The sequence below is a fragment of the Sphingomonas sp. TF3 genome, assembly GCF_003985085.1.
Taxonomy (GTDB): domain Bacteria; phylum Pseudomonadota; class Alphaproteobacteria; order Sphingomonadales; family Sphingomonadaceae; genus Sphingomonas.
In genome coordinates, this window is the sequence record NZ_RWKS01000014.1 from 70852 (window position 1) to 94420 (window position 23569).

At 64.1% G+C, this 23569-nt stretch carries 20 protein-coding genes; 12 read left to right on the forward strand and 8 right to left on the reverse strand.

Going from position 1 to position 23569, the window contains the following annotated elements; all coding sequences use genetic code 11:
- The first annotated feature begins 17 nt into the window (after nt 1–17).
- The 4 genes from EJC47_RS13700 (at nt 18) to EJC47_RS13715 (ending at nt 6100) form a co-directional block, all read left to right on the forward strand.
- Nucleotides 18–1289 (forward strand): MFS transporter, encoded by a 1272-nt coding sequence (locus tag EJC47_RS13700; protein ID WP_185867674.1) that lies wholly within the window; start codon nt 18–20, stop codon nt 1287–1289.
- 89 nt (nt 1290–1378) lie between these two features.
- The gene (locus EJC47_RS13705) at nt 1379–4447 is read left to right on the forward strand and encodes a TonB-dependent receptor plug domain-containing protein (protein ID WP_126848477.1); all 3069 of its coding nucleotides are present in this window, start codon (nt 1379–1381) and stop codon (nt 4445–4447) included.
- A 139-nt stretch (nt 4448–4586) separates the two neighbouring features.
- Nucleotides 4587–5108 carry an RNA polymerase sigma factor gene (locus EJC47_RS13710; RefSeq protein ID WP_171010442.1) on the forward strand — a complete coding sequence of 174 codons (522 nt, stop codon included), beginning with the start codon at nt 4587–4589 and terminating at the stop codon, nt 5106–5108.
- Between the two features lie 2 nt (nt 5109–5110).
- Nucleotides 5111–6100 (forward strand): FecR family protein, encoded by a 990-nt coding sequence (locus tag EJC47_RS13715; RefSeq protein ID WP_185867675.1) that lies wholly within the window; start codon nt 5111–5113, stop codon nt 6098–6100.
- 5 nt (nt 6101–6105) lie between these two features.
- Here EJC47_RS13715 and EJC47_RS21035 read toward each other — a convergent pair whose 3' ends face one another.
- On the reverse strand, nt 6106–6279 hold the full coding sequence (locus tag EJC47_RS21035) for a hypothetical protein (protein ID WP_156143110.1): 174 nt from the start codon (nt 6277–6279) through the stop codon (nt 6106–6108).
- A gap of 255 nt (nt 6280–6534) precedes the next feature.
- Between EJC47_RS21035 and EJC47_RS13720 the strand changes: the two genes are divergently transcribed.
- A complete protein-coding gene (locus EJC47_RS13720; RefSeq protein WP_126848483.1) occupies nt 6535–8061 on the forward strand; it encodes a sensor histidine kinase in 1527 nt (508 codons plus the stop codon).
- Here EJC47_RS13720 and EJC47_RS13725 read toward each other — a convergent pair.
- Nucleotides 8058–8414: a hypothetical protein gene (locus EJC47_RS13725; RefSeq protein WP_156143109.1), complete on the reverse strand. Its 357-nt coding sequence runs from the start codon at nt 8412–8414 to the stop codon at nt 8058–8060. The genes EJC47_RS13720 and EJC47_RS13725 overlap by 4 nt on opposite strands.
- A 163-nt stretch (nt 8415–8577) precedes the next feature.
- Here EJC47_RS13725 and EJC47_RS13730 point away from each other — a divergent pair, with 163 nt between their 5' ends.
- A complete protein-coding gene (locus tag EJC47_RS13730) occupies nt 8578–9243 on the forward strand; it encodes a YoaK family protein (protein ID WP_171010440.1) in 666 nt (221 codons plus the stop codon).
- Here EJC47_RS13730 and EJC47_RS13735 read toward each other — a convergent pair.
- Nucleotides 9240–9656: a hypothetical protein gene (locus tag EJC47_RS13735; RefSeq protein WP_126848489.1), complete on the reverse strand. Its 417-nt coding sequence runs from the start codon at nt 9654–9656 to the stop codon at nt 9240–9242. The genes EJC47_RS13730 and EJC47_RS13735 overlap by 4 nt on opposite strands.
- A 212-nt stretch (nt 9657–9868) precedes the next feature.
- Between EJC47_RS13735 and EJC47_RS13740 the strand changes: the two genes are divergently transcribed.
- From EJC47_RS13740 to EJC47_RS13760, 5 genes are all read left to right on the forward strand, one after another.
- Nucleotides 9869–11092: a cupin domain-containing protein gene (locus EJC47_RS13740; protein ID WP_033967436.1), complete on the forward strand. Its 1224-nt coding sequence runs from the start codon at nt 9869–9871 to the stop codon at nt 11090–11092.
- A 153-nt stretch (nt 11093–11245) separates the two neighbouring features.
- Nucleotides 11246–12889 (forward strand): MFS transporter, encoded by a 1644-nt coding sequence (locus EJC47_RS13745; protein ID WP_126848491.1) that lies wholly within the window; start codon nt 11246–11248, stop codon nt 12887–12889.
- Nucleotides 12886–14010 (forward strand): HlyD family secretion protein, encoded by a 1125-nt coding sequence (locus tag EJC47_RS13750; protein WP_126848493.1) that lies wholly within the window; start codon nt 12886–12888, stop codon nt 14008–14010. Before EJC47_RS13745 ends, EJC47_RS13750 begins: the two co-directional genes overlap by 4 nt.
- Nucleotides 14007–15404: an efflux transporter outer membrane subunit gene (locus tag EJC47_RS13755; RefSeq protein WP_260591584.1), complete on the forward strand. Its 1398-nt coding sequence runs from the start codon at nt 14007–14009 to the stop codon at nt 15402–15404. Before EJC47_RS13750 ends, EJC47_RS13755 begins: the two co-directional genes overlap by 4 nt.
- 220 nt (nt 15405–15624) lie before the next feature.
- Complete coding sequence (locus EJC47_RS13760) at nt 15625–16065, forward strand: hypothetical protein (protein WP_212742080.1); 441 nt, start codon at nt 15625–15627, stop codon at nt 16063–16065.
- 127 nt (nt 16066–16192) lie between these two features.
- Here the strand turns inward: EJC47_RS13760 and EJC47_RS13765 are convergent, their stop codons facing one another.
- The 4 genes from EJC47_RS13765 to EJC47_RS13780 form a co-directional block, all read right to left on the reverse strand.
- Complete coding sequence (locus tag EJC47_RS13765) at nt 16193–16726, reverse strand: helix-turn-helix domain-containing protein (RefSeq protein ID WP_052192572.1); 534 nt, start codon at nt 16724–16726, stop codon at nt 16193–16195.
- 163 nt (nt 16727–16889) lie between these two features.
- Nucleotides 16890–17903 carry a cytochrome d ubiquinol oxidase subunit II gene (locus EJC47_RS13770; protein WP_033967434.1) on the reverse strand — a complete coding sequence of 338 codons (1014 nt, stop codon included), beginning with the start codon at nt 17901–17903 and terminating at the stop codon, nt 16890–16892.
- On the reverse strand, nt 17900–19288 hold the full coding sequence (locus EJC47_RS13775) for a cytochrome ubiquinol oxidase subunit I (protein WP_126848495.1): 1389 nt from the start codon (nt 19286–19288) through the stop codon (nt 17900–17902). Before EJC47_RS13775 ends, EJC47_RS13770 begins: the two co-directional genes overlap by 4 nt.
- 557 nt (nt 19289–19845) lie before the next feature.
- Nucleotides 19846–22227 (reverse strand): FdhF/YdeP family oxidoreductase, encoded by a 2382-nt coding sequence (locus tag EJC47_RS13780; protein ID WP_033964482.1) that lies wholly within the window; start codon nt 22225–22227, stop codon nt 19846–19848.
- 253 nt (nt 22228–22480) lie between these two features.
- Here EJC47_RS13780 and EJC47_RS13785 point away from each other — a divergent pair, with 253 nt between their 5' ends.
- Complete coding sequence (locus EJC47_RS13785) at nt 22481–22813, forward strand: HdeA/HdeB family chaperone (protein WP_081988666.1); 333 nt, start codon at nt 22481–22483, stop codon at nt 22811–22813.
- A gap of 59 nt (nt 22814–22872) precedes the next feature.
- Here EJC47_RS13785 and EJC47_RS13790 read toward each other — a convergent pair whose 3' ends face one another.
- A complete protein-coding gene (locus EJC47_RS13790) occupies nt 22873–23535 on the reverse strand; it encodes an FABP family protein (RefSeq protein ID WP_126848497.1) in 663 nt (220 codons plus the stop codon).
- Between the last annotated feature and the right edge of the window lie 34 nt (nt 23536–23569).

Here is a 23569-nt window from a genome sequence, read left to right on the forward strand (position 1 = left end):
CTGGACGCCTGGTCGGCGTGAGCGACGCAAGCCTGGTCGTGGTCGGCGCGGACGGTAGGGTCGCGCCACAGAATTCGCCACCGTCGGAGGAGGACCGCCCGATTGGTCCGCTCGCCGCCCTGTCGGTGCGCAATTTTCGACATTTCGCCATTGGCCAGGGCATCAGCCTGATTGGCTCTTGGACCGAGACCGTGGCCCAGGCGATCCTTGTGCTGCAACTGACCAACTCGGCGACCGCAGTGGGATTTGCTACGGCCGCGCGGTATCTCCCGGTGCTGCTGCTGACGCCCTATGCGGGCTTGCTGGTCGACCGGATGAGCAAGCGCCGCTTGCTGGTGGCGACCGCGTCGCTGCTTGCGTCGCTGTCGCTGCTTCAGGCGGGTTTGGTGCTGACGCACCGGATCGACATGACCGTCGTGTTCGTGGTCGCGCTTCTGTTTGGATGCCTGTCCGCGCTGGACAATCCGGCGCGCCAGGCCTTTATCCCGGAAATGGTCGGCAAGCCGCTGATCCGCAACGCGGTCACCATCAACAGCACGATGGTCAATGTCGGTCGCGCGGTCGGACCGCTCGTTGCCGCGTTATTGATCACGACCGTCGGGATCGGTTGGTGCTTTCTGGTCAACGCGATCAGCTTCGCTGCCGTGCTCGCCGCGTTGCTGGCGATGCAACGGTCCGCGCTGCATCCGGTTCAGCGCGTGACGCCGGCCCCCGGGCAACTGCTCGAAGGTTTTCGCTATGCCCTGACCGTCCCCGAAATTCTCGGGCCGGTCGCGATGATGGCATTGATCGGTACGTTCACCTACGAATTCGAGGTTAGTCTACCGCTGTTCGCCAAGGTGTCGCTTGCGGGCGGCGCGGCAAGCTATAGTTGGCTGCTCGGTGCCTTCGGCGCGGGCTCGGTGGTGGGCGGCATCTATTGCATGCTGCGGCCGGAGCTTGGTCTGCCGCGGCTGGTTCGGGCGGCATCCCTTTACGGGGCGGCGATGCTTGCGACAGCGTGCGCACCCTCGCAAGCGATTGCGGTCGTTCTGCTGTTTGTCGTCGGACTGGCGAGCATTACCTTCATCACGACGGGCAATGCGACGATTCAGTTGGCAGCCGCGCCACAATATCGCGGGCGGGTGACCGCCTTGTGGTCGACCGCGTTCGTCGGATCGACCCCGATCGGGGCGTCGATCATCGGGCTGATCGACTCGATCGATCCGCGCTGGGGGCTGGGGGTCGGTGGGATCGCATGCCTGGTCGCCGTGCTTGTGGGGAGAGCGGCGGCGCGCGCACACCAATAGTGTGCGGCGACGATTCTCTTGGCGTGGCGGGTCGAGCGTGTTTCCCTTTTGTGGGAGAAAGGTGAAGCCGGGTTCGGCAATGGGGTAAAATGGGGCATCTGAATCTCTTCGGCATCGTTGCCCTTTGCGCCGCTGTTGCGACGCCGGGGATGACGTGCGCGTCGCCCCGGCCCGTGAAAGAGGTCCGCCTGCCGGCCCAGCCGTTGCGCGCCGCGCTGCAGACGCTGGCGCGCCTGTACCAAGTTGAGCTGCTTTTTTCCGATGCCGCAATCGGCACGACCGGCGCGCCTGCGGTGTCGGGCAAATATCGTATCGACGACGCGCTGAAAGCGGTGCTCGATGGAACCGGTTTCGTCGAGCGGCGTACGAACGGCGGCGGGTACATCGTCGTCAGGGCGACCGAGAGCGAGACCGAAGCGGCGACGGCACCCGTTCCGGAGATCGTGGTGGTTGGCAGGCGTACGCAGAATGCCGACATCCGGCGCTTCACCAACGATGTCCAGCCGTATCAGGTCTTGACGCGCGCCGATATCCGCAGCGCCCATGCGTCGACGGTGGAGGAACTGATCGGAAAGCGGATGTCGGCGGATGCGCGAGGCGTCTCGTTCATGCACTCGCCGATCTCGGGGCAGGCGTCGCCGCAGTCCACGGTCAATTTGCGCGGGTTGGGCGCGGACGAGACGCTGGTCCTGGTAGATGGACGCGCGATGCCGCGATTACCGGGCCGAACGCTGACATTCGTCCAGTCCGACGTCAACGCGGTGTCGCCGGAAAGCATCGAGCGTGCAGAAATTGCGACGTCGACTGCGGGCGGTATCTACGGTCCAGGTGCGATCGCCGGGGTGATCAACCTGGTGCTGCGCCGCGATTATCGCGGAGCCGCGTTGACCGTGACCAGTGGTGTGACGCAGCGTGGGGACGCCCCGCAAGGCCGGGTCGATGCGCGGATCGGCTTCACCCCCGATCACGGGGCAACCGATGTTATGGTCTCCTTCAGCCGCGCAAGCAGCAGCGCCCTGCACATTGGGGACCGGGACTTCGCGCAGAGAGCGAATGATCGCATCCTCGCCACCGCTGGCGCAGCCTATGAATATGGCGATCTGCCCGTTTCCGATTCGGTCAACATCGCGGGTTCCGGGCGCGTGCCGTTGACCTTCAAGCCCGAATATGGCGGCGGTGCGCTGGGCAGCTTCATCACCACCCTGCCGCCCGGGAACGGCCGTTCTGCCGCGCAGACTGCGGCGCTGCTGCTCGCCAATGCCGGTCGGCTCGACACCACGCCGTCGAGCAGCGAAGAGGGCAGGCTACGCAGCCTGACCGTCGCGCAGGAGACAAGTTCCATCCTCGCCACTATCCGCCATCAGTTCGGCGGTATTGAAATTTACGGCGATTTCATTCGGCTGGTCGACAAGGGGGCCGTCAGCGGCACAACCTATGGTGCCTTTGTGCAGATGAGCGCGACCGATCCGAACAATCCGTTCCAGCAGGACATCGATCTCAGCTTGCCGTTCTACGCGTATTACAGCGCCACGCGCCAGCGGATCGTCACGACCCGGGGAAGCGTCGGCGCTGTCGTGGGCCTGCCGGCCGGGTGGAAAGCAAATCTCGATCTCAGCCTCGGTTCGGCGCGACAGGAATTGCGGCAGAGCGGGGAGACGATGAACCTGACGGCCTTGTTGCAATTGGCCGGCTTTGCATCGCCAAGCCCCGACGCGATCAATCCGCTTGGCGACAGCACAGCATTGCAGGCCGCACTGGCGAGCAATGCCGTTCCCGTCTTTGTATCCTCGGTTCAAACCAACCGGATGAGCGACCTGTCGGTGCGGTTGAGCGGGCCTGTCATGGCTTTGCCGGGTGGGGCGCTGTTCGCGACGATATTGGCGGAGCAGCGATACGAGCGCGTGGCACCGACCACCTATGTGAATCAGGTGTTCGGGCTACCGCTGTCCAACACGCTCCGGGGATATTCCGAGCGTGTGCGCTCCGCTTATGTCGAAGTGCGCGCTCCCCTGGTCTCGGACCAAGCGCGTTTTGCACCGTTGCGGGGGCTTGAAGTGCAAGTCGCAGCCCGCATCGACGCCACGCGCGTCAATGCCTCGCCCGACCCGAAAGACGATCCCCAAATCCTGTATGAGCGCTATCGCGGCAGCGAACGGCCGGTGATGGTCTTTACCGCTGGCGTTAAGGTGCGCCCGCTGTCCAGGCTGTTGCTACGCGCCAGCCTCGCGACCGGCGAAACGTCTCCACCGCTGCAGCAACTTGCCGGGGGTTCTGCACAGGGAGCCGCGATCGATCCGAAACGCGGCAATCAAATCATCGCCCCACCGGCCTACACACTGATCGTGTTCAAGGATCCGTTGGTGCCCGAGCGCGCCGCGACGCTTTCGGCCGGGTTCGTCGCCAACCCGTTTGGCGAGAGCGGGACCAAGCTTTCGGTCGACTATTCGCACATTTGCCGCAGCCGTGAGGCCGGTGGGCCCGTTGGGAGTGCGCTCGTCATCTTGTACTACGAGGATCGCTATCCCGGCCGTGTGACACGGCTGCCGTTAACCGCGGAGGACGCGGCGAAGGGCTATACCGCCGGGGCAGTGACGCAGATCGATACGAGCTACACCACGGTGGGATGGACCACGATCGATGCGGTCGATGCGCGGATCGACCTGCCCTTTCGGAGTGCCCGTCATGGCGATATCGGCGTCTTCCTCGCCGGGACCTGGCAGCCGCTTTACCGGCATTATCTGGCCAACGGCTATCCCCTCCAAAATTTGACCAATCGGATCGACGGCGCGCTGGCCCTCCGCGGAAATGCCGGGCTAAACTGGACCAAGGGGCGGCTGGAGCTGGGTCTGGCCGCACAATATTACGGCGCTTACAGCGTTGAGCAGGGATCGGCCCTTACCACCACCCTGAACCCACGACTCACTGCCCGGCAGGGCAGTGCGCGCATTCCGGCGAGCGTGACCCTCGACTTGGCGGTCGCGTATCGCATTCCTTTCGATCCGGGCGCGGCGCGCGGGCGGACGCTCGATCTCCGCTTTGGTATTGAGGACCTGCTGGATCATCGCCCCGCCACCGTGGTCAGTCAGGAAGGCGGTTATAGCGGCTATGGCGACCCCCGGCGGCGGCGTTTCGAGTTCACGCTCGCGCTGGCAATCTGAACGCCGAAAAAAAAGCGGTGTGGCTTTTCGGGGAATGCGCGTCTTTTGTCCAATGACTGCGTTTGCCCTATCTCTCCGGCGCGATCCGGTGCCATTGCGGGGGGTGGTACTTTGCGCCCTGATGCCGCACAGGTATGGCGTGCCCGATCGCAAAAACTCTCCGGCGAATGACGCGCGTGGCCTTGCGCTTGAGGCCTTGCGCGACCCGCTGATCGGCTATTTTCGTCGCCGTGTGGCCGAACAGGATGATGTTCAGGATCTGGTTCAGGAGGTCTTTCTGCGTCTGTCCACCCGCGGCGGCGAGGACGGCATCGAGAATTTGCGGGGGTATGTTTTTCAGGTCGCGGCCAGCGTTCTGGCCGATCGCGGACGTCGACGCACCGTTCGCAAGCATGATGCGCATATCGAGTTCGATCCCGATCGAGGAGGTGGCGCGGAACTTGGCCCGGATCGGATCGTCGCGGGCCGCGAGGCGCTCAAGGCGGTGATGGCCGCAGTGGCGCAGATGCCGGATCGTACGCGAACCGTCTTCATTTTGCGCCGCCTGGAGGGAATGGCCTATCGCGACATCGCGGCGCAACTGGGCGTGTCGGTCAGCGCGGTCGAAAAGCATATGCTGCGCGCGACCGAGCGCCTTGCGCGATTGGGAGAGGCGCAGTGACGGTGCGTGTTACTCGTGCGCTCCTGCGCGGACTGTCGCCGACGGATGCGGCCGCATTGTGGAAGGTCCAACAGGATAGCGGGGCACCGGTTGAGGCCGGACTGTTCGCAAGCTGGCTCGAGGACGATGCCAATGCCGCCGCCTGGGGGAAGCTGGAAGACGCATGGTCAGCGTTCGATGCAGCAGATGATGCGGTGTTCGAAGATTTGCGCGCCGCAGCGCTGGCCGCAGGGCCGTGGAACGCCACCACAACGCCGTGGCGTTGGGTGGCCGGGGCAGCGGCAGCGGTCGCGGTGATTGGCGGTGCTGCGCTGCTGCTTCCCCGACCGGCCAAGCCTCCTGTCGTCGCCGACATGCGTGACGCGGGGGACATTTTGGTCGCGAGTGGTGGAGCGGTGAAGGCAATTGTGCTGCCCGATGGGTCGCGCATGACGCTTGACGTCGACAGTCGCGCGCGCGTGGCGTTCGGCAACGGGCGTCGGGTTTCTCTCGACCGGGGGCGTGCCTTGTTCGACGTACGGCACGATAGCGCGCATCCGTTTAGCGTGGCGGCGCGCGGACGGACGATCATCGATGTCGGGACACGCTTCGAGGTCGGTGTCGCGCCCAGTTCGCTGAGAGTTGCCTTGTTCGAGGGCGGTGTCCGCATCGAGGGCGGTGGCAGCGCGACGGTGCTGCGTCCCGGTCAGGCGTTCGTCGCAAATGCCGGTAAGCCGGATCGGGTGTCCTTATTGGCACCGGGCGCGGAAGCACTGTGGCGTCAGGGCTTGGCGGAATTCGACAATGCGACGCTCGCCGAAGCGATCGAACAGTTAAACGCGAGCAGTGAGGTCAAGTTGGTGATCGTCGATCCGCGGGTGGCTGCGCTGCGCGTATCGGGACGCTTCCGACTTCACGATCCGCTGCGCTTCGCCACGACGGTGGCTGAAATCCTGCCAGTGCGCGTGGTACGGATCGATCCCGCGCGGATCGAGTTGCGCTACCGCCGTTAAAATCCTCAGTCCCGGATGATTGTGATCGCGTCGTTCGATGCGGCGATGAGATTCGCCACCAGCAGGCGCAGTTCGGCCAGATCCGGCTCCGGTTGCCGCAGCAGGTGGTCGCAGGTCCGCGCGACAGTGCCGATCCCGACCAACGTCTCGTAAATGCGGATAAGTGGGGTTGCCTCCACCGTAGCTCCTTCACGGATCGCGCCACTCTCGATAGCGCGTTGGATGGTCTGGCTAAGATACAAACTCGATCTCCGCGTGTTCGGATGGAAACATCACCTGTCAGACGCACGCGCACCAACAATCCACATGGGAAATTTCGTCGCGGGAAATCGGCCGCTTGCTTATGCCGGTTGCGCCGCACGGTTTGATCGGCCAGCTATATCCGGCCCCGCGCGCCCGCGGCTGGGCAGATCAAGGGGGGCGAGGGGGCCGCGATGCTGGAAGGGAGAGCGCTCAGGCGACGGCTCAATGGCGCGGCCGCGCTTGCAGTTGCGCTGGCGATATTCGCATTGGACGCGCTCAGCCCCCTGCAAGGCGCTGTAGCGGTTCTTTACACACTCGTCGTCCTGATGGTGGCGCGCAACCACGATCGCCAACTCGTCCTTGCGACCAGCGGTCTTGGGGCCCTGCTCGCGGCGGGTGCCTATGTCGTCAGCCACGGCGGTGAGCCTTTTGGCTCGCCCGCGATGCGCCTCGCGGTCAGTCTGGTCGCGATCGCGGTGACGGCCTGGTTGTGTCTGCGCAACCAGGCGGCGGTGCAGGACAGACTGCGCTCGGAAGCGCGCTATCGGACGATCTTCAGCGCTGCGGGCATTGCCATCTGGGAGACCGACTGGTCGGCCGCGCATAGCGTGCTGCGCCGGGGGCAAGAACCTGATGCGGCGGCGATTTCCCGCGTCGGGCAAACCGCCGTCCTACGCGATGCCAACGACGCCGCGGCACGCCTCTTTGGACTGACCGACCGCGCGGCGCTTATCGGCGGGACCCTCGTGGCCTATTACACGCCCGCTGCCGAAGCCACACTTGGCCGCATCGTTTCTGCGCTCCTGCGGGGAGATCCGGTGATCGACGAGGAAACACGCTTTCGTACAGCAGCCGGAACGACGGTCGACGTCGTCTTGCGGGTGACACTTCCGCCCGGCGGCGACGGGTGGAGCCGTGTTCTGGTGATGGCGCTGGACATGACCGAACGCAACCGCGCCCAGGCGAAACTGGCCCAGTCGCAGGCCGAACTTACGCATGTGTCGCGGATCACGACGCTCGGGCAACTGGCGGCTTCGATCGCGCATGAGGTCAATCAACCGCTGGCAGCGATCCTCACCTTTGCCAATTCGGGCAAGCGCTGGCTCGCGCGCGAGGCACCGGACGCGGCCGAGGTCGCGGATTGTCTAGGCAACATTGCCACCACCGCCACCCGCGCCGCCGACGTGATTACGCGAATCCGCGACCTCGCCCGCCGCGCCGATCCCAAGCGCGAACGGGTGATCCTCGGCCCGTTGGTCGACGCGACGCTGGACCTGTTGCGCCGCGAATTGCAGGCACATGGCGTCGCCCTGCACCTGAGTGGCCTGGACGGGCTGCCACCGATATACGGGGATCGCGTCCAGATCCAGCAAGTGCTGATGAACCTGCTGCTCAACGCAGATCAAGCCATGATCGCCACCCCCGCCGACCAGCGCAGTCTGTCGCTCGAGGTGTGGCATGACGCCGAAACGATCGTCCTTGCGATACGGGATCGCGGCGTTGGCATTGCTGGGAACCCCGAAGCACTGTTCGCACCCTTTTTCACGACCAAAGTGACCGGGCTCGGCATGGGGTTGTCCATTTGCCGTTCGATCATCGAGCAGCATGGTGGCACGCTGGTGGCGGCGAACAATGCCGATGGCGGCGCGACCTTCACCGTGCGGCTGCCCGTCACTCAGGAAACACCCTCGGACCACGATAGCGCGCGCGCGGGTTAGCTTCCCAGCAACTGGTCCACCTGCGCGCGGAATTGCCCGATGCGCTGGCGGTCGGCGGATTCGGTGTGGTCAGGCTTGGCGGCGGCCACCGGACAGTCGGCGGCGATCAGGACGTTGGTGATGGCGTCCGCGCTCATGCCGGGGTCGGCGCGATGAATCTCCGCGATTGCCTCTGCGATGACATTCTCGCGGTCGGGGCCGGAAAGTCGGCCGGTCAGTCCCGCGACGTAGCTCGCACCGCCAATGGAGGCTGGTGCCACGGCCGCCGGATCTGGGCAACCCACGGGCTTGGACGGTGGCGCGCAGCCGCCAAGCACCATGCCCAAGGATGCCGTCATGGCGAGGTATCTCATGCGATGTCTCCCGGATACGCCGATACCGGCTTCGCCTGGTCGGGTTTGCAATTATGTCCCCGGGGTCCGCGCTCCAATCTATACGAAGGTTTGCACGCCTAGGTATGATGGCGGCGTTTCCGCGCGCTTCGTAGCCTGCGCTCCATTTCAAGGAGCCAGCCACATGTCCGTCATCCCGCAACCCCCGATCCAGCCAATCCGCGATCAAGCGCTTGTGCTTCCACTTCTGTCGTTCAGCACGGGCGCGGCCGACGGCTTCGCCTATCTGGCGCTGGGGGGAATCTTCACCGCCAACATGACCGGAAACGCGGTGTTGGCCACGGTGTTCACGCGACCGGGATATGAGACGGTGTTGGCCGGGGCGCTGACCGCAATCGGGGCGTTTGCGCTGGCGCTGGCCGCGGGTTTCCGCATGACCCGCGCGCGCGGCAACGATGCGTCGCTGGTCGCGCTTATTGCCTCCGCCCTGTGCCTTGCCGCGGTGGCGTTATGGTGGTGGTTCGGGCCGCATACGGGATTGGCGGTGTTCGGGCTGATCACGCTGTCGGCGGCGGCGATGGCGCTGCAGACGGTCGCGGCGAAGCGCGACGGCGTGCCGCACGGTGCGACGACGACCTACGCTACGGGGACGCTGACGGACCTTGTCGGAGACATCGTCGATGGCAAGGCACCATGGAGCAGCCCGCGCTGGCTGGTGTTGCTGGCCTTGCCTGCGGGTGCCTTGCTGGCGGTCGGGATCGCACTGTACTGGCCGGCGGCAACACCGCTCCTGCCACTTGTGTCGACGACCGCCAGCATCGGCTTGATCCGGCGACGGCGCGCCGGTTAGCGAAGGACCTTCACGGTGCCGACGAGATCAACATTTTGCGGTATTGCGCTGGCCGGTTTCACCTTCACCCGCATGGCGTCGAAGGTCAGGCAGTTGCCGGGCGCAATCACACCGACCTCGGCATCCCAAGAAACCTGGATCGGGTAGCCGTGGCGGGCGGCTCCAATTGCGTTGGGGTCGGGCTTCCCGGCGCAAATCTCGATGTCGTGGACGCGTTTGAAACGGATCAATTCCACATCGCGTTCGCCGTTCAGGAAGAAGGTGTTGCGCGGCGCGTCCCATTCCGCTTCCTGCATGACCGGATCCGAGGGGGGCAGGCCCTCATTGGTCATTTTTTGCGCCATGGCACCACTGGCACCAAGCATTCCAACCGAGACGGCTGCGGCAGTGATCAGTCGAACGAACAGAGTCATGGTACTTCTCCCACTTGTGTCCGCATGAGATGCCGCGCCGGGCCGCTGTCCCTGAATCATACGTTGGTCTAGCCCAGACCTTGGTGTGGGGCGGCAGCTCCGGATGTCTGACCCAACCTTCGTATGACTGGCACGGCGCGCTGGGTGGCGCATCTTGGCGACGGGCGGCCCCAATGCACCGGCCGCCCAATCCCCCTTTGCAAGGATGAGTCATGACCGACACCCACAGTGCAAGTTCCGCTCCGCACCACGAAGTGCCAACCTTCGGCAACCCCGATGAGCCGGCCGAAGGCACCATCAACACGCGGGACGATCCGCGTAGCAACACGATGGGCGGACCGCGTAACCCGGTGATCGAAAGCCAGTTTCCATCGCAGATGGACGCTCCGGCGACCGATATCAGCACCCAGCCGTTTTTCTGGTCATCGTTCAACATCTCGCCGCGACGCCAGCAAAAGGGCGGGTGGGCGCGCGAACTGACCCAGGCCGATTTCTCGATTTCCGACGAGATTTCTGGCGTCAACATGTACCTTGCGCCGGGCGGCGTGCGCGAGCTGCATTGGCATCAGACCGCAGAATGGGCGATCATGACGCGCGGTCGTTGCCGCGTGACGACGCTCGATCGCCACGGCCGGCCGAGCGTCGAGGATGTCGAGGCTGGCGACCTGTGGTATTTCCCGCCGGGCCTGCCCCACTCTTTGCAGGGTCTCGGGCCCGATGGTGCCGAGTTCGTCATCGCGTTCGACGATGGTGCCCAGTCCGAAAGCAATACGCTGCTGATTACCGACTGGTTCGCGCACACTCCGCCCGACATTCTGGCCAAGAATTTCGGCATGCCGGTGGAAACTTTCGCAAATATCCCCTTGCACAATTTGTGGATCTTCCAGGCCGACGAACCGGGTGATCTTGCCGCGGACAAGGCGGCGGCAAAGGTCGTCGAGGGAACCGAGCCGGTGATCTTCCGCCTCGGAAAATCGCCGAAGATCCTCAATAACAGCGGTGGGTCGATCCAGATCGCCGACAGCAGCAACTTCAAAATCGCGACCAACGTCGCAACGGCACTGGTCACGGTCGAGCCCGGCGGGATGCGCGAAATGCACTGGCACCCCAATGCCGACGAATGGCAATATTATCTGCGCGGCAGTGCGCGGATGACGGTGTTCAACACCGGCCCCAAGGCTACGACCAACGATTTCCGTGCGGGTGACGTCGGGGTCGTGCGGCGCAATCTTGGTCACTATGTCGAAAATACCGGCGACGATGTGCTCCAGTTCGTCGAGGTGTTCCGCTCCGACCATTATGAGGAAGTGTCGTTGGCGAATTGGCTGAGCCACTTGCCCCCGGCGCTGGTGAGCCAGCATTTGAACATCGACCCATCGGTCCTGGCGAAATTCCCGCAAGGCACGCGCGGCATCGTGCCGCTGTCAAACGGGTGAGCATCGCCTGACCGGTAAGCCCGGACCAACCAAGGTATGAATTGCCGGGATCGGAGCGAGGCGGGCAAACGTCCGCGTGGCTTCGATCCCACGGAGGTGCCCGTTCATGACCGTCGAACACCCCGTTATGCAGTGCCGCATCGTTACGCGGCGATGAGCGGCAGCGTCCTACCGTATCGCTTCCAGCCCGAGGAGCGGCCGGTTTTCCCCGGAGCGCCGTACGCCCCGCGCCAAACGACGTTGAATCGCTGCCTCTATGCGCTTTCCGCGCTCGTCATGGCGATGACCGCCGGCCTGTCCAACGGCCTGGTCAGCGTCAACCTGTTGTGGATTTCCGGGAATGTCGGGCTCTATGCAAGCGAGGGCAGCCTCTTGCTCGCCGTATATGTCGCTTTCAACGCCACCGCGAACCTGCTGCTCGTAAAGGCGCGGACGCAATTCGGCATCCCGGCGACCATGCATACGGTGCTGGTGGTGCTGATCGGCGGTCAGTGCCTGCAAATGCTATGGCCCAGCTTCGGCATGGAGGTGGTGGCGCAAGCGGTCAGCGGGATAGCCGCGGGCGGGCTGACCTCGCTCACCCTCTACAATCTGTTTCAAGTGTTTCCGCTGCGCTATCGACCGATGGCGCTTGTCATTGGGTTCGGCTTGCCACCGCTTGCCATTCCGATCGCGCGGCTCTTCCCGATCGACATCATCGCGCTGAACGATTGGTACGGCCTGCACGTCATCGTCGCGACGATGGGGTTGGCCGCGTTGACGATGCTGGTGCTCATGCCGTTGCCCCCGACGGAGCGGGCAAAGGTGTTCGAGCCGCTCGACGCAGCGACGGTCGGGCTGACGATTCCGGCAATGCTCCTGATCTGCACCGTGCTGGCGGAAGGGCGGTTTCTGTGGTGGACCGACGCCCCGTGGCTCGGTTGGGCGCTGGCCATTGCCCTCCCGTTGCTGGGTCTTGCGCTGTTGATAGAGGCACGCCGGGCGCGGCCCCTTCTTTGGGTGCGGTGGTTCGCCACCGTCGATATCCTCCGGTTTGCGCTGATCGCGCTCGTCTTTCGCGTCGCGCTGGCCGAACAGACGTACAGCGCGATCGGCCTGCTGACGCTTGGCGGGCTGACCAGTGACCAACTGCACACGCTGTTTCTGTTCGTTCTGTTCGCGATGGTCGCCGGCACGATCGCGGCCGCCGTCCTCGCAAAGCCCGAACGCTTCACCGAGCTTATGCTGGTGGCGGCGCTGGTGATCGCGCTCGGGGCATGGCTCGACACCGCATCCACCAGCGAAACCAGGCCAACGCAGCTACTGCTCAGCCAGTCATTGCTGGGCTTCGGCGCTGCGCTGTTTCTGGGGCCGGCCTTGCTGGATGGGTTGCGGCGTGTGACCCTCAAAGGGCCCACGCATCTGGTCAGCTTCGTCGTGCTGTTCAGCACCACGCAGAATGTGGGTGGGCTGATCGGGGTGGCGTTTCTTGGTACGTTGCAGACCGCGCGCGCGCGCCTCCACGCCGAAGCGATCGCAGAAAGCGTTTCGCTGGGTGACCCCGGTGTCATATCGCGCCTGGCGCAAAATGCCGAGGGTATCGCCCGCGTCGTGATCGATCCGGCGCATCGGCAGGGCGAAGCGAACGCGCTGCTTGGCTCCGCTTTGCAGGATCAGGCCAATGTGCTGGCGTTCAACGATTCATGCTGGGCTGTCACCTGGATCGCCTTGGCCACCACGCTGCTGTTGCTGAGCACCCTCGTCAACAGCCGTTTTCGACTTTTTGCAGGCGCACGCCACCTGAGGGGTAACGAATGAGCGACCGTGAGACTTCCCCCGCAGTGTCGTCCGGGGCTGCTGCCCCTGAAGCGGCATCGGCGGCACCAACCGTTTGGGAGCCGCCCAAAAGATCCTTTCTCGTCATGGCGGCACTGGTTGCAATGCTGCTGATCGCCATCGCGGGGATTCTCCAGCTTTGGGGCATAGGTCCGTTTGCGGGTGCCGATCAGCGGACCGACAATGCCCTGGTCCGCGGCCGCACAAGCGTGATCGCGCCGCAAGTCAGCGGCTATGTCGCACGGGTGCTGGTGCGAGACTATGAGCGCGTCGAGCGCGGCCAGATTCTGGTCCTGATCGACGACGGTATCTACCGCGCGCGCGTCGAGCAGGCGCGCGCCAACCTCGATGCCCAAATCGCGGCCCTTGCGAACAGTCAACAGGCGCGCGCGGCCCGTGCGGCGGGGGTGGTCGGCCAGTCGGCAACGATCGCCGGTGCAGAGGCGCAATTGCGCAAGGCCAAGGCCGATATGGCTCGCGCGGCCGAGCTTGTCGGCGACGGGTCGATTTCCGTGCGCGAGCGCGACAGCGCCTCGGCCGCCCTGACACAGGCGGAAGCGCATCTGCGCGAAGCAATCGCCAGTGAAGATATTGCGCGGCAGGATTTGCGCACGGTCGATGTCGGCAAACGCGGGCTGTCGGCACAGGTCGAGGCGGCGCGGGCGCAATTGCACCTTGCCGAGATCGATTTGCTGCACACCGTGATCCGCGCGCCCGAGCCGGGGCAAATCGGCGAAGTGCACGTTCGGCTCGGCCAGTTTGTCACCAATGGGACAGAGTTGATGCAACTCGTCCCGCCCGACCGTTGGGTGATTGCCCAATATAAAGAGGCGCAAACCTATCACATGGCGGTCGGCCAGCGCGCCAGCTTTACCGTCGATGCGCTGGGCGGCCATCGAATGCTTGGCCGCGTCGTGCGCATTGCACCCGCGAGCGGCTGGGAATTTGCCGTTTTGAAGCCGGACAATGCCACCGGGAATTTCGTCAAGATTCCGCAGCGGATCGGCGTGATGATCATGGCCGATCCGGGCCAGGCGCTGCTCGATCGGCTTCGTCCGGGCATGTCGGTCGAAACGCGCGTCGAAACGGACGAGCGGCGATGATGCGTCGAGCCAGCGCGGCGGGCGCGGTGCTGCTGCTTGCGGGGTGCGCCGGGCCTCGACCGTCCATCCCCCAATCGGCAGCGGTCGTCGCGCCCACGGCGTGGCGGGTCGATGGAGGCGCGGGGGCGATCCAGGCGATCCAAAACGACTGGTGGGAAAGTTTCGGAGACCCCGCGCTAAACGCATTGGTGGGTGAAGCGCTGCGCAACAACGTCGACGTCATGGTCGCTGCATCGCGGGTTGCGCAGGCGCGGGCACAGTTCCGCCTTGTCGCGAGTGCGGCAAGGCCCGCGATCGGCGTTGGCGGTCAAGGTGGCTATGGTCGCAGCCTCAACGCTTTCGGGGTCGGCTTGGACCAGGTCGATGGCACGGCGTCGGTGACTGGATCATATGAGCTCGACCTTTTTGGAAGGTTGGCGGAGGCTCGCGGGGCCGCGCGGGCGGACCTGCTGGCGAGCCAGGCCGCGCGCGACACGGTCCGGCTGGCGGTCGCGGCGCAGGTGGTCGAAGGCTATATCGGGTTGCGCGCGCTAGAGGCGCAGCTCGCGATTGCGCAAGACACGCTCGCAACCCGTGCCCAGGAACTTGAGCTGATTCGTCATCGTGCCGCCGCCGGTTATTCGCCTGCGCTCGATCTCGCTCAGGCCGAGGCGGAGTATCAGGTCGCGGCGCAACTCGTGCCGGCCACGCGATCGGCGATCACCCGGCAGGAGAACGGTCTTAGCCTGCTGTTGGGCAAAGCGCCGGGCGCGATTGCGCCGGGTGCCGCCATTGACGGTTTGGTCGCGGTGCGGGTGCCCGTATCGCTTCCCGCACAGGTCTTGCGGCAGCGTCCCGATATCGCTGAGGCGGAAGACCGCGTGGTAGCGGCCGATCGTCAGCTCGATGTCGCCCGCGCAGCATTTTTGCCCCGCATCCAGCTATCGGCCTCGGGCGGCGCGGTGGCATCGAATATTCTTCCCAACCCGGTCAGTCTGTTTTCGCTTGGCGGATCGATCCTTGCGCCGCTGTTCGAAGGCGGTGCCTTGCGCGCACGACAATCCATCGCAGCCGCAACGCGGAATCAGGCCGCCTTCGCTTATCGCAAGGCGGCGCTGACGGCGTTTGCGGAGGTTGAAAACGCGATGGAAAGCAACCAGCGTCTCGCACAGCAACTGGCCGCAGCCGAGCAGCAACGCGCCGCGCTCGCGACCGCAAGGGCGTTGGCGGTCAACCGCTACCGCGCCGGATACGCGCCCTATCTCGATCAGCTCGACGCCGAACGGGGCTTGTTGAGCGCGCGTTTGTCGGTGGTTGATCTGCGGGCCGCACGGTTGCGGGCGATCGTCGTCCTGTACCGCAGTCTGGGTGGCGGATGGTCGGCCCCGGTGGGAGGCTCTGCGGTCGCGCCTTGAGACCCTGAAAGGCCCGGATCGACAACCCGCCGATCACAGCGAGGCGGTAGGGGAAGCGTTTGTTTTCGCAGCATTAAGCCGCGGCTAAACCCAACGTATAATTCAGCGGCCAAGGGTTTTGCGGCATCCCTGAGCGGAAGCTGAACAGCTTTCTCGAACCAGTCGGCTCGGGTCCTCGCGAAGCGCCATGCGGCGTTTCCGCTCTAAGGAGATTATCGTTATGATCACGTCTCGGTTTTCCAGTGTGGCCGCCGCACCCGTCCTGGCGGCAGTCCTCGTCGCTACGCTGTCGGGGTGCGTGACCACCAAGGAGGCGATCGCGCACAAGGAAAACGATCTTTCCGCAGCGGGCTTCATCGATAAGCCGGCGAACACGCCCGAACGTCAGGCGATGCTGGCTCGCTTGCCCGCGAACAAGTTCGTTCGCAACGTCAAGGGCGACACCGTCAAGTATGTCTATGCCGATCCCAAGTCCTGCAACTGCCTCTATGTCGGCACGCAGCAGGCTTATGGCGCGTATGTGAAGACGATGCAGGCGAAGAATCTCGCCGACGAGCAGCAGATGACCGCTGAGGAATATAGCGATCCGGCGTGGAACTGGGGTGCCTGGGGTCCCTGGGGCGGGTTCGGTTGGGGCTTCGGTCGTGGCTACGGCTGGTAATTCCTAAGACGGCGGGGCTCGATACCATCGAGCCCCGCCGCCAATTGTCGAGCTGGTCAGACGCCCGTCCCAACTCGATCGATGTTTAAGTGGATCGGCGGTTTTGCCGACGCGCCAGTCGGGCCTTCTAGCTTGCCCGCTGCCACTTGCGACGCCAGACGAGCGGCGTCTGATCCACAAATCGCCGGAACAGTCGCGTGAGATGGGCCTGGTCGGCCAGCCCGCAGGCATTTGCGATCGCGCTCAGCGTTTCCGACGTCGTTACCATCAGCATTTGCGCTTGGGCGATCCGACGACGCGTGATGTAGGTCCGCGCGGTCTCTCCCAGGCTGACTTTGAACGCACGGCAGAAATGCCCCTTGCTCAGCCTGGCGAGCGCCGCCAGTTCGCCGATACCGATCGTCCGGTCGAGATTGCGATCGATATGGTTGGTCACCACCCGGATTTGCCAGGCCGCCAGGCCGCCGCGAATGGTGCCTGCAGCCGGCGGCGTTTCGGGCGGGCGCGAAACGCCGCCGTCCGGTGCGGTATGCAGCATCTCGTCCAGCAGGCGAAGGCATTCTCGCGCGGCGTCGAGATCGGTCTCCAGGGCAACCTGCGCGCCGCGAATGAGGGCAGCCGCAGATACAGGCTTGGATTGCTCGACAGAATTCAGCAGCATGTCGCCAGTCTCCGGTCTGGTTTATCGTCCGGGTCGCGGGCGGTGCCGCGCAACCTCTGGACTTGGCTAGCATGCGGAGAGATAGGGAACTTTTATACGGAGGTATGAAGTAGCCCGGCCATGCCGCCGTGGCTGGGCAGTGCGCTTCGCCGACCGACCGCGCTCAATAGCGCGGCTGACCAGCCGTCGACGCCCCGATTTTGCCGCGAAACACCCAGTAGCTGAATCCGACATAAGCGAGAATGACCGGCAGGATCACCACAATGGCACCTGCCACGATGACCTGCGTGCGATGCACCGAAGCGGCCTGCCAGATCGTCATGACGCCGGGAATGGCTGCAGGCCAGATGCTGATCCCAAGACCGGCGAGCGCGGTCAGAAGCAGCACGATCGTGGCCGCGAACGGCAGCCATTCGCGTTTGCTCCACAAGGACCTCCACGCCGTAAGCCAGGCAAGCGCCGCAAGGATCGGAAGCGGCGCGAGATACACTGTCCCGGGGAGCGTGAACCAGCGCGCCCAGACAGAAGGCAATGCAAGCGGCGTCCAAAGACTGACCAAGGCAATCGCCGCGCCGGTCGCCAGCAGGCCGACCCGCGCAATCTCGCGCGCGAAGATCTGGGTGTTGCCATCGGTTCGCCAGATCAGCCATCCTGCCCCAAGCAGGGCGTAGAACGCGACCATGCCCAGACCGGTGGCGACCGAGAACAGTTGCAGCCAGTCGAACGGACTCCCCGCAAATTGACCGTTTGCCACGGCAATGTCGCCGGTGATGAACGCGCCCAGAATGGCACCTTGGCAAAATCCGGCCAGTGCCGATCCACCCGAGAAAGCCATCGTCCAGCCGAGCTCGAGCGGGCCGCCCTGTGATCGGAACTCGAACGCGACGCCGCGGAGGACCAGCCCCAGCAGCATGAGCGCGAGCGGGACGTAGAAGGCGGGTAGAAGAATGGCAAAGGCACCGGGGAAGCCGGCGAGGAGCACCATGCCCCCGAGCACCAGCCAGGTTTCATTGCCGTCCCACATCGGCGCAAGCGAGCGCATCATGGCGTCGCGCGTCGCGGTCGCTGGGGCGAAGGGGAACAGGATCCCCACGCCCAGATCGAAACCATCCAGCGTGACGTACAAACCGATCGCGAGCGCAGCGAACAGGGCGAACAGGACGGGATAATCGATCATGGCTTGGTCCTTGACGTCGCGTCTGGCAGGCCTTGGGCTCCTGCGGGGCGGCCGACCGGCGGCGTTGGTGCGAGGTTCGACGGGCCGCGGAAGACCATTTGCCCGGCATAAAAGAAGAAGCCCAGCAACAGCAGGTTGTAGAGGATCAAGGCGACCCCGAGCGAACTGGCGACTGCCCCACCGGCAAGCGGCGATACGGCGTGCGCGGTGCGGAGGTGGCCATACACAACCCACGGCTGGCGACCGACCTCGGTGATCGTCCATCCCGCGAGCGTCGCGACGAAGCCCAGCGGCACACTCGCCATGCAGGCAAATTGATACCAGCGTGTGTCGTATAGGCGTCGACGCCAGCGCAGGAAAAGCCCCGTCATGGCGATGGCGAGCAACAGGATGCCGCACCCGACCATGATCCGGAAGGCAAAGAATACCGGCACCACCGGCGGGCGGTCGATCGCGGGCACGCTCTTGAGGCCCTGGACCTGGCCGTCGAGCGAATGCGTCAGGACGATGCTGCCGAGCACAGGGATATCCAGCGCATAGTCGTTACGCTCCTGCTTCTCGTTCGGCCAGGCGATAAGCGTGAGCGGGACGCGGGACGCCGTGTCCCAGCGAGCCTCGATCGCCGCCAATTTGATAGGCTGATATTGGCGGGTATTCTGGCCATGCTGGTCGCCAATTTCCAGTTGCAGCGGCACCAGGATCGCGGCGAGCCAGAGCGATGCCGAAAACGCCGCGCGCGCAGCGCTCTGGTCGCCCGGGCGTCCGCGCCACAGCCAGAACGCCGAGACCCCCGCCACGACGAACGCGCCAGTGACGAAGCTTGCCGTCACCATATGCGCAAAGCGATAGGGCATCGATGGGGTGAATATGACTCCCCAGAAGTCGGTGGCGACGAAGCGCCCGTCGGCGGTGGTGGTGAAGGCCTGGGGGGTCTGCATCCAGCTATTGGCGGAAATGATCCAGAAGGCGGAAATCACGGTTCCCGTCGCGACGATCAGGCACGCGGCAAAATGGATTTTGTCGCCCACCCTTTCCCGGCCGAAGAGCATGATTCCGACAAAACCGGCTTCAAGAAAGAAGGCCGTCAGCACCTCCAGCACGAACAACGGCCCGATCACGTTGGCGGTTGCGCGGGCATAGGCCGACCAGTTGAGCCCGAGCTGGTATGAAATCACGACCCCGGTGACGACGCCCATGCCGAAAGCCAGCGAAAAGACCTTGATCCAGAAGCGTTGTAGTTCCTGCCATACGGGATTGCGTGTGCGCAGCCACGCTGCACCGAGGAACACGATGAACCAGGCAAGGCCGATCGTGAAGGCCGGCCACAGAATGTGATATCCCATGGTGAACGCGAACTGGAGCCGCGACAGGATTAGCGTGTCCATAATGCTACTCCGCGCAAGTGAGCGCTGGCCGAGAAACCCGGCGTGGCGATGAACGGGGACGTTCTGGCGGTGGCTGTGTCATGGCCCGAGGAGTGCACGACCCCTGTGGGGGCGTATTGCACGGTGTTGCTTTACTTGAACGATCGCAACACATCCCGTTTCCGACGCGAATGGGGCACAGCGTCCACCGCATCGCCCGGCAAAACCGGGCATGAAACGGACCATCCGGCCCATTGACCGGCGCGCAACCGTCCGGGTGTTGTGACCGACAATTTCTGCCGCCGCCCGTTTGCGATCCGCCGATGCCAAGCTGACACCTTCTCCCGCCACCGTGGCTTGGTGCGCGGCGATGAGCGGGAGGCGCATGATGCATAAAAGTAGCGCCGGACAGACACCGGTTGGGGGCGGTGGTCTATCCGGCGCTTCCGATCCGGGGGATCGGGAGGGGAGAGCCTTTTAAAGGCTCTCGTGCAGAAAGTTGGGAGGGGGGCGGGTAACTCTCTGCACGGCCTAAGTAAGGTTTTGCGTACCGCGAAAAAATCATACGATGGTTGTGGTTACTCGCCAGATGTGGGCGGCACCGTGGCAGGGCGGGGGGCCACGCCCGTGAGCCCGGCGCGTTGGACTGCGGTTGCGCCCGTGCTGCCTGCGACGGCCGGTCGCACGCGAACCGGAATCGATTTGTAGGACGGCGTCAGACACTGTTTGTCGATGTGGCCGAGCGCGACGAGCGCCTGGCTCTCGGGATAATAGGCACCGCAACATTGCGGCGGCAGATCATAGCGGATTACGGTGAGCCCACGCACGACCCGGTCGGGATGGGCGTGCGCCAGGGCCGTCTCGACATCGACAAGATCGCCCTCCGCCAGGCCCAGCCGCGTCATGTCGGCTTCGTTCATCATCAGCACATCGCGACGCCCGAAAACGCCGCGATAGCGATCGTCCAGGCCGTAGATCGTGGTGTTGTACTGGTCGTGCGATCGCATCGTGGCGAGCCGCAAGATGTCGGGATCGTCAGTGTGCAGGTCTTCTTCAAGGTGGTCGAAGATCAGGAAGTTGGCCTTGCCGGAAGCGGTGTTCCAGATGCGTTGCTGCGCGGCGTTTGGCAGTTGGAAGCCGCCGGGCTGGCGTATCCGATCGTTGAAACCGGCAAATTCGGGATAAACCGACTCGATCTTGTCGCGGATCACGGCATAATCCGCGACCAGCCCCTCCCAATCGACATCGACCGTCGAGCCAAGCGTCGCCCGCGCAAGGCTGGCGAGAATCCAGGGTTCGGAACGGGCTTCGCCGCTTGGCGGTTTGAGAAACCCGCGCGATGCGTGGACCATCGACATCGAATCCTCGACCGTGATCGATTGCGGTCCGGTCGCCTGTTCGTCGCGTTCGGTCCGGCCGATCACCGGCAGGATATAGGTCGCCTTTCCGGTCAGCAGGTGCGTGCGGTTGAGCTTGGTCGCCAGCGACACCGCAAGATCGAGCCGACGGAAACCCTCGAAGCAGGCGGTCGGATCGGGCGCGGCGATCGCCAGATTGCCGCCGAGGCAAATAATCGCCTTTGAGGTCCCATCGCGCATCGCCGCGATCGATTCGACGACCGAGTGGCCAAACTTGCGGGGTGGCTCGAAGCCGAAGGTATCGCGAAACCGGTCGAGCATTTCCTTTGACGGGCGTTCGGTAATGCCGACGGTACGGTTGCCCTGTACGTTGGAATGGCCGCGCAGCGGGCTGATACCGGCCCCGATCCGGCCGATATTGCCCTTGAGCAGCAGAAGGTTGACGATCTGTTGTACATTGGCGGTGCCGGTACGATGCTGCGTGATGCCCATGCCGTAGCTGACGATCGCGGCTTTCGCGCTGGCATAAGCGCGCGCAATGTCCTGCAGATTCTCGTGCGTCAGCCCGCTCGAACGTTCGATGTCCGCCCACTGCGCTTGATCGAGATTGGCCACGAATTCGGCGAAGCCCGAAGTGTGACCCGCGATGAAATCATGATCCAGCACCGGCGCGAGATCGGCGGCCCGGGCGGCGCGGTCCATGTCGACCAAGGCCTTGCAGATGCCCTTCAGGGCGGCGGCATCGCCGCCGATCCGGACCTGGAAATAGGTGGTCGCAATCGGAACCGACGTCATCGTCGCCATTTCGAGCGGCTCTTGCGGAGCCTGGAAGCGTTGCAGCGCCCGTTCCTTAAACGGGTTCATGACGATGATCGTCGCACCGCGCTTTGCCGCATTGTGCAGCGATGTCATCATCCGCGGATGATTGGTGCCGGGGTTATGGCCAATCGAGAAGATGAAGTCGCAGTGCTCGAAATCCTCGAGTGTAACGGTCGCCTTGCCCACGCCGATGGCGCGCGGCAGACCGACCGAGGTCGGCTCGTGACACATGTTCGAACAGTCCGGGAAATTGTTGGTCCCGAACGCGCGCGCGAACAGCTGGAAGACGAATGCCGCTTCGTTTGACGCCCGACCCGAGGTGTAGAATTCCGCCTGATCGGGATGGTCGAGCGCCCGCATTCGCGCACCGATATCCGCGAGGGCATCGTCCCAACTGACCACCTCATAATGATCGGTGGCGGGATTATACCGCAGCGGGTGCGTGATGCGCCCCTGATTTTCGAGCCAGTGGTCGGGTTGCTGCCAGAGGTCCGATACGCTGTGTTCGGCGAAGAACGTCGGATCGACCCGCTTTGCGGTCGACTCCCAGGTCACCGCCTTTGCACCATTTTCGCAAAACTCGAAGGCGGAGGTGTGTTTGGGATCGGGCCACGCGCAGCCTGGGCAATCGAAGCCGTTGGGCTGGTTGTTCTCGAGCAGCGTCTCCACGCCCTGAACAAGCACTTGCTGGCGCTTGAGCGTCTCGGCCACTGCCTTGAGAGCGCCCCAGCCGCCAGCCGGTTCGTTATAGTCGCGGATGCCATCGGGCCGTTTGTCAGTCATGCCCGCAAATTACCGCCTGGCGAAGCAGCGTCTTGGATCGCATGCGCCGAAATTGGACCGATGGCAGCCAAATTTGGGCAAGGTTGGCGGCACCGCCGAGGACCCGAAACTCTCGTATTATTGGCCGACCCGGGTTCGTTACGGCAACAGTCCGGCGATCGATGCGGCTTGGCGTCGTGTCGGTCGTGTCACGAGCGCGGGGTCGCTACACCGGCCGTGACCCAATGCCCAAAATAGCCTTTAGGAGCTTCTCATGGTCGAATTGCGCTTTCATTCCTCGGTTCGTGTCGCACTTGCCGCGCTATCGGTGCTGTCAGCGGTTACGGTAGCGGATGCTGCGACTGCGCCGGCCAAGCCCAAGCTGACCGAGACAATTACGTGCCGGGATTTCGTGCAGATGCGCGAGGAGTTCAAGCCGACGGTTGTCTCTTACGCGCTCGGCTACACGCACGCCAAGCAGCCGCAGCTCGATGCGGTTGATGTGGGGGGTGTTGCGCGGCTCGTGCCCGTGCTGGTCCAATCCTGCCGTGCCCGGCCGACCGAAACGCTGTTGCAAAGAATCAGCGCTTTTTTCCACCGGCTGTAACCGCGCTTGAACGATGTGCGGCGTCCGGCAGGCCTGGACGCCGCCTGCCGGGGCGCTGATCAGGATTGCGCCGCTGCGGTTCTTTTCGCCAGAATCTGCGCCCACGGATTTGGTTTCGCCGCGCCGATCCGATGTAGCGTGTTGCGGTCGTGATGCAGGAAGGGCTGGTCCTGCCCGCGCACCGCCAACGTGGTCTGAATATCGTAAGACCATGAATCATCGGGATTGAAGGTGATGTCGATCCGATAGGCATCGGTGCGGAACGCATCCTCAAGGAAATCGGTCGAGCAAATGCCGTAGTTGGTTGGTCCGCGCGTTGCCGTCAGTGTGATGGTCTTGTCGCCCGGTTTGCCGTGCCCGGATGCCAGCGCGGTTTGGCCGCGCGGGATGGCGAGCGTTTGCAGGATCAGGCCGGTTGCCGGTTCCCACAGCCAGTACCCCACCTGATCGTGAAAGGTGATGTCCTCTTCCACGGTCGTGATGTGGATGTGATAGCGCAAGCCGTAGAACAATTGCGGTCCATTGGCCTGCGGGTCGATCGGCTCGAACACGATGTGCTCGATAAACGTACGCTGTTCGGGACCCGCCGGTTTCGGCGCGGTATCGGATCCCTTGGTCGCCCGCCATGTGCCCGCAAGGGGACGGAGCGGACCCAGGTTTGCCAGGGTGTCCGGATCGACATCGCTCGGCTCGGTGAAGATGTCGCGGGGAAACGGATTCACGCAAGGGTCTCCTACAAAGGGGGAAGAGGGCGCT

What these genes read in the sequence shown, in the direction of transcription:
- EJC47_RS13705 (WP_126848477.1), top strand. Translation starts at nt 1,379, where the DNA reads ATGGGGCATCTGAATCTCTTCGGCATCGTTGCCCTTTGCGCCGCTGTT.
- EJC47_RS13720 (WP_126848483.1), top strand. Translation starts at nt 6,535, where the DNA reads ATGCTGGAAGGGAGAGCGCTCAGGCGACGGCTCAATGGCGCGGCCGCG.
- EJC47_RS13725 (WP_156143109.1), bottom strand. Translation starts at nt 8,414, where the DNA reads ATGAGATACCTCGCCATGACGGCATCCTTGGGCATGGTGCTTGGCGGC.
- EJC47_RS13730 (WP_171010440.1), top strand. Translation starts at nt 8,578, where the DNA reads ATGTCCGTCATCCCGCAACCCCCGATCCAGCCAATCCGCGATCAAGCG.
- EJC47_RS13735 (WP_126848489.1), bottom strand. Translation starts at nt 9,656, where the DNA reads ATGACTCTGTTCGTTCGACTGATCACTGCCGCAGCCGTCTCGGTTGGA.
- EJC47_RS13740 (WP_033967436.1), top strand. Translation starts at nt 9,869, where the DNA reads ATGACCGACACCCACAGTGCAAGTTCCGCTCCGCACCACGAAGTGCCA.
- EJC47_RS13745 (WP_126848491.1), top strand. Translation starts at nt 11,246, where the DNA reads ATGAGCGGCAGCGTCCTACCGTATCGCTTCCAGCCCGAGGAGCGGCCG.
- EJC47_RS13750 (WP_126848493.1), top strand. Translation starts at nt 12,886, where the DNA reads ATGAGCGACCGTGAGACTTCCCCCGCAGTGTCGTCCGGGGCTGCTGCC.
- EJC47_RS13755 (WP_260591584.1), top strand. Translation starts at nt 14,007, where the DNA reads ATGATGCGTCGAGCCAGCGCGGCGGGCGCGGTGCTGCTGCTTGCGGGG.
- EJC47_RS13760 (WP_212742080.1), top strand. Translation starts at nt 15,625, where the DNA reads ATGATCACGTCTCGGTTTTCCAGTGTGGCCGCCGCACCCGTCCTGGCG.
- EJC47_RS13765 (WP_052192572.1), bottom strand. Translation starts at nt 16,726, where the DNA reads ATGCTGCTGAATTCTGTCGAGCAATCCAAGCCTGTATCTGCGGCTGCC.
- EJC47_RS13770 (WP_033967434.1), bottom strand. Translation starts at nt 17,903, where the DNA reads ATGATCGATTATCCCGTCCTGTTCGCCCTGTTCGCTGCGCTCGCGATC.
- EJC47_RS13775 (WP_126848495.1), bottom strand. Translation starts at nt 19,288, where the DNA reads ATGGACACGCTAATCCTGTCGCGGCTCCAGTTCGCGTTCACCATGGGA.
- EJC47_RS13780 (WP_033964482.1), bottom strand. Translation starts at nt 22,227, where the DNA reads ATGACTGACAAACGGCCCGATGGCATCCGCGACTATAACGAACCGGCT.
- EJC47_RS13785 (WP_081988666.1), top strand. Translation starts at nt 22,481, where the DNA reads ATGGTCGAATTGCGCTTTCATTCCTCGGTTCGTGTCGCACTTGCCGCG.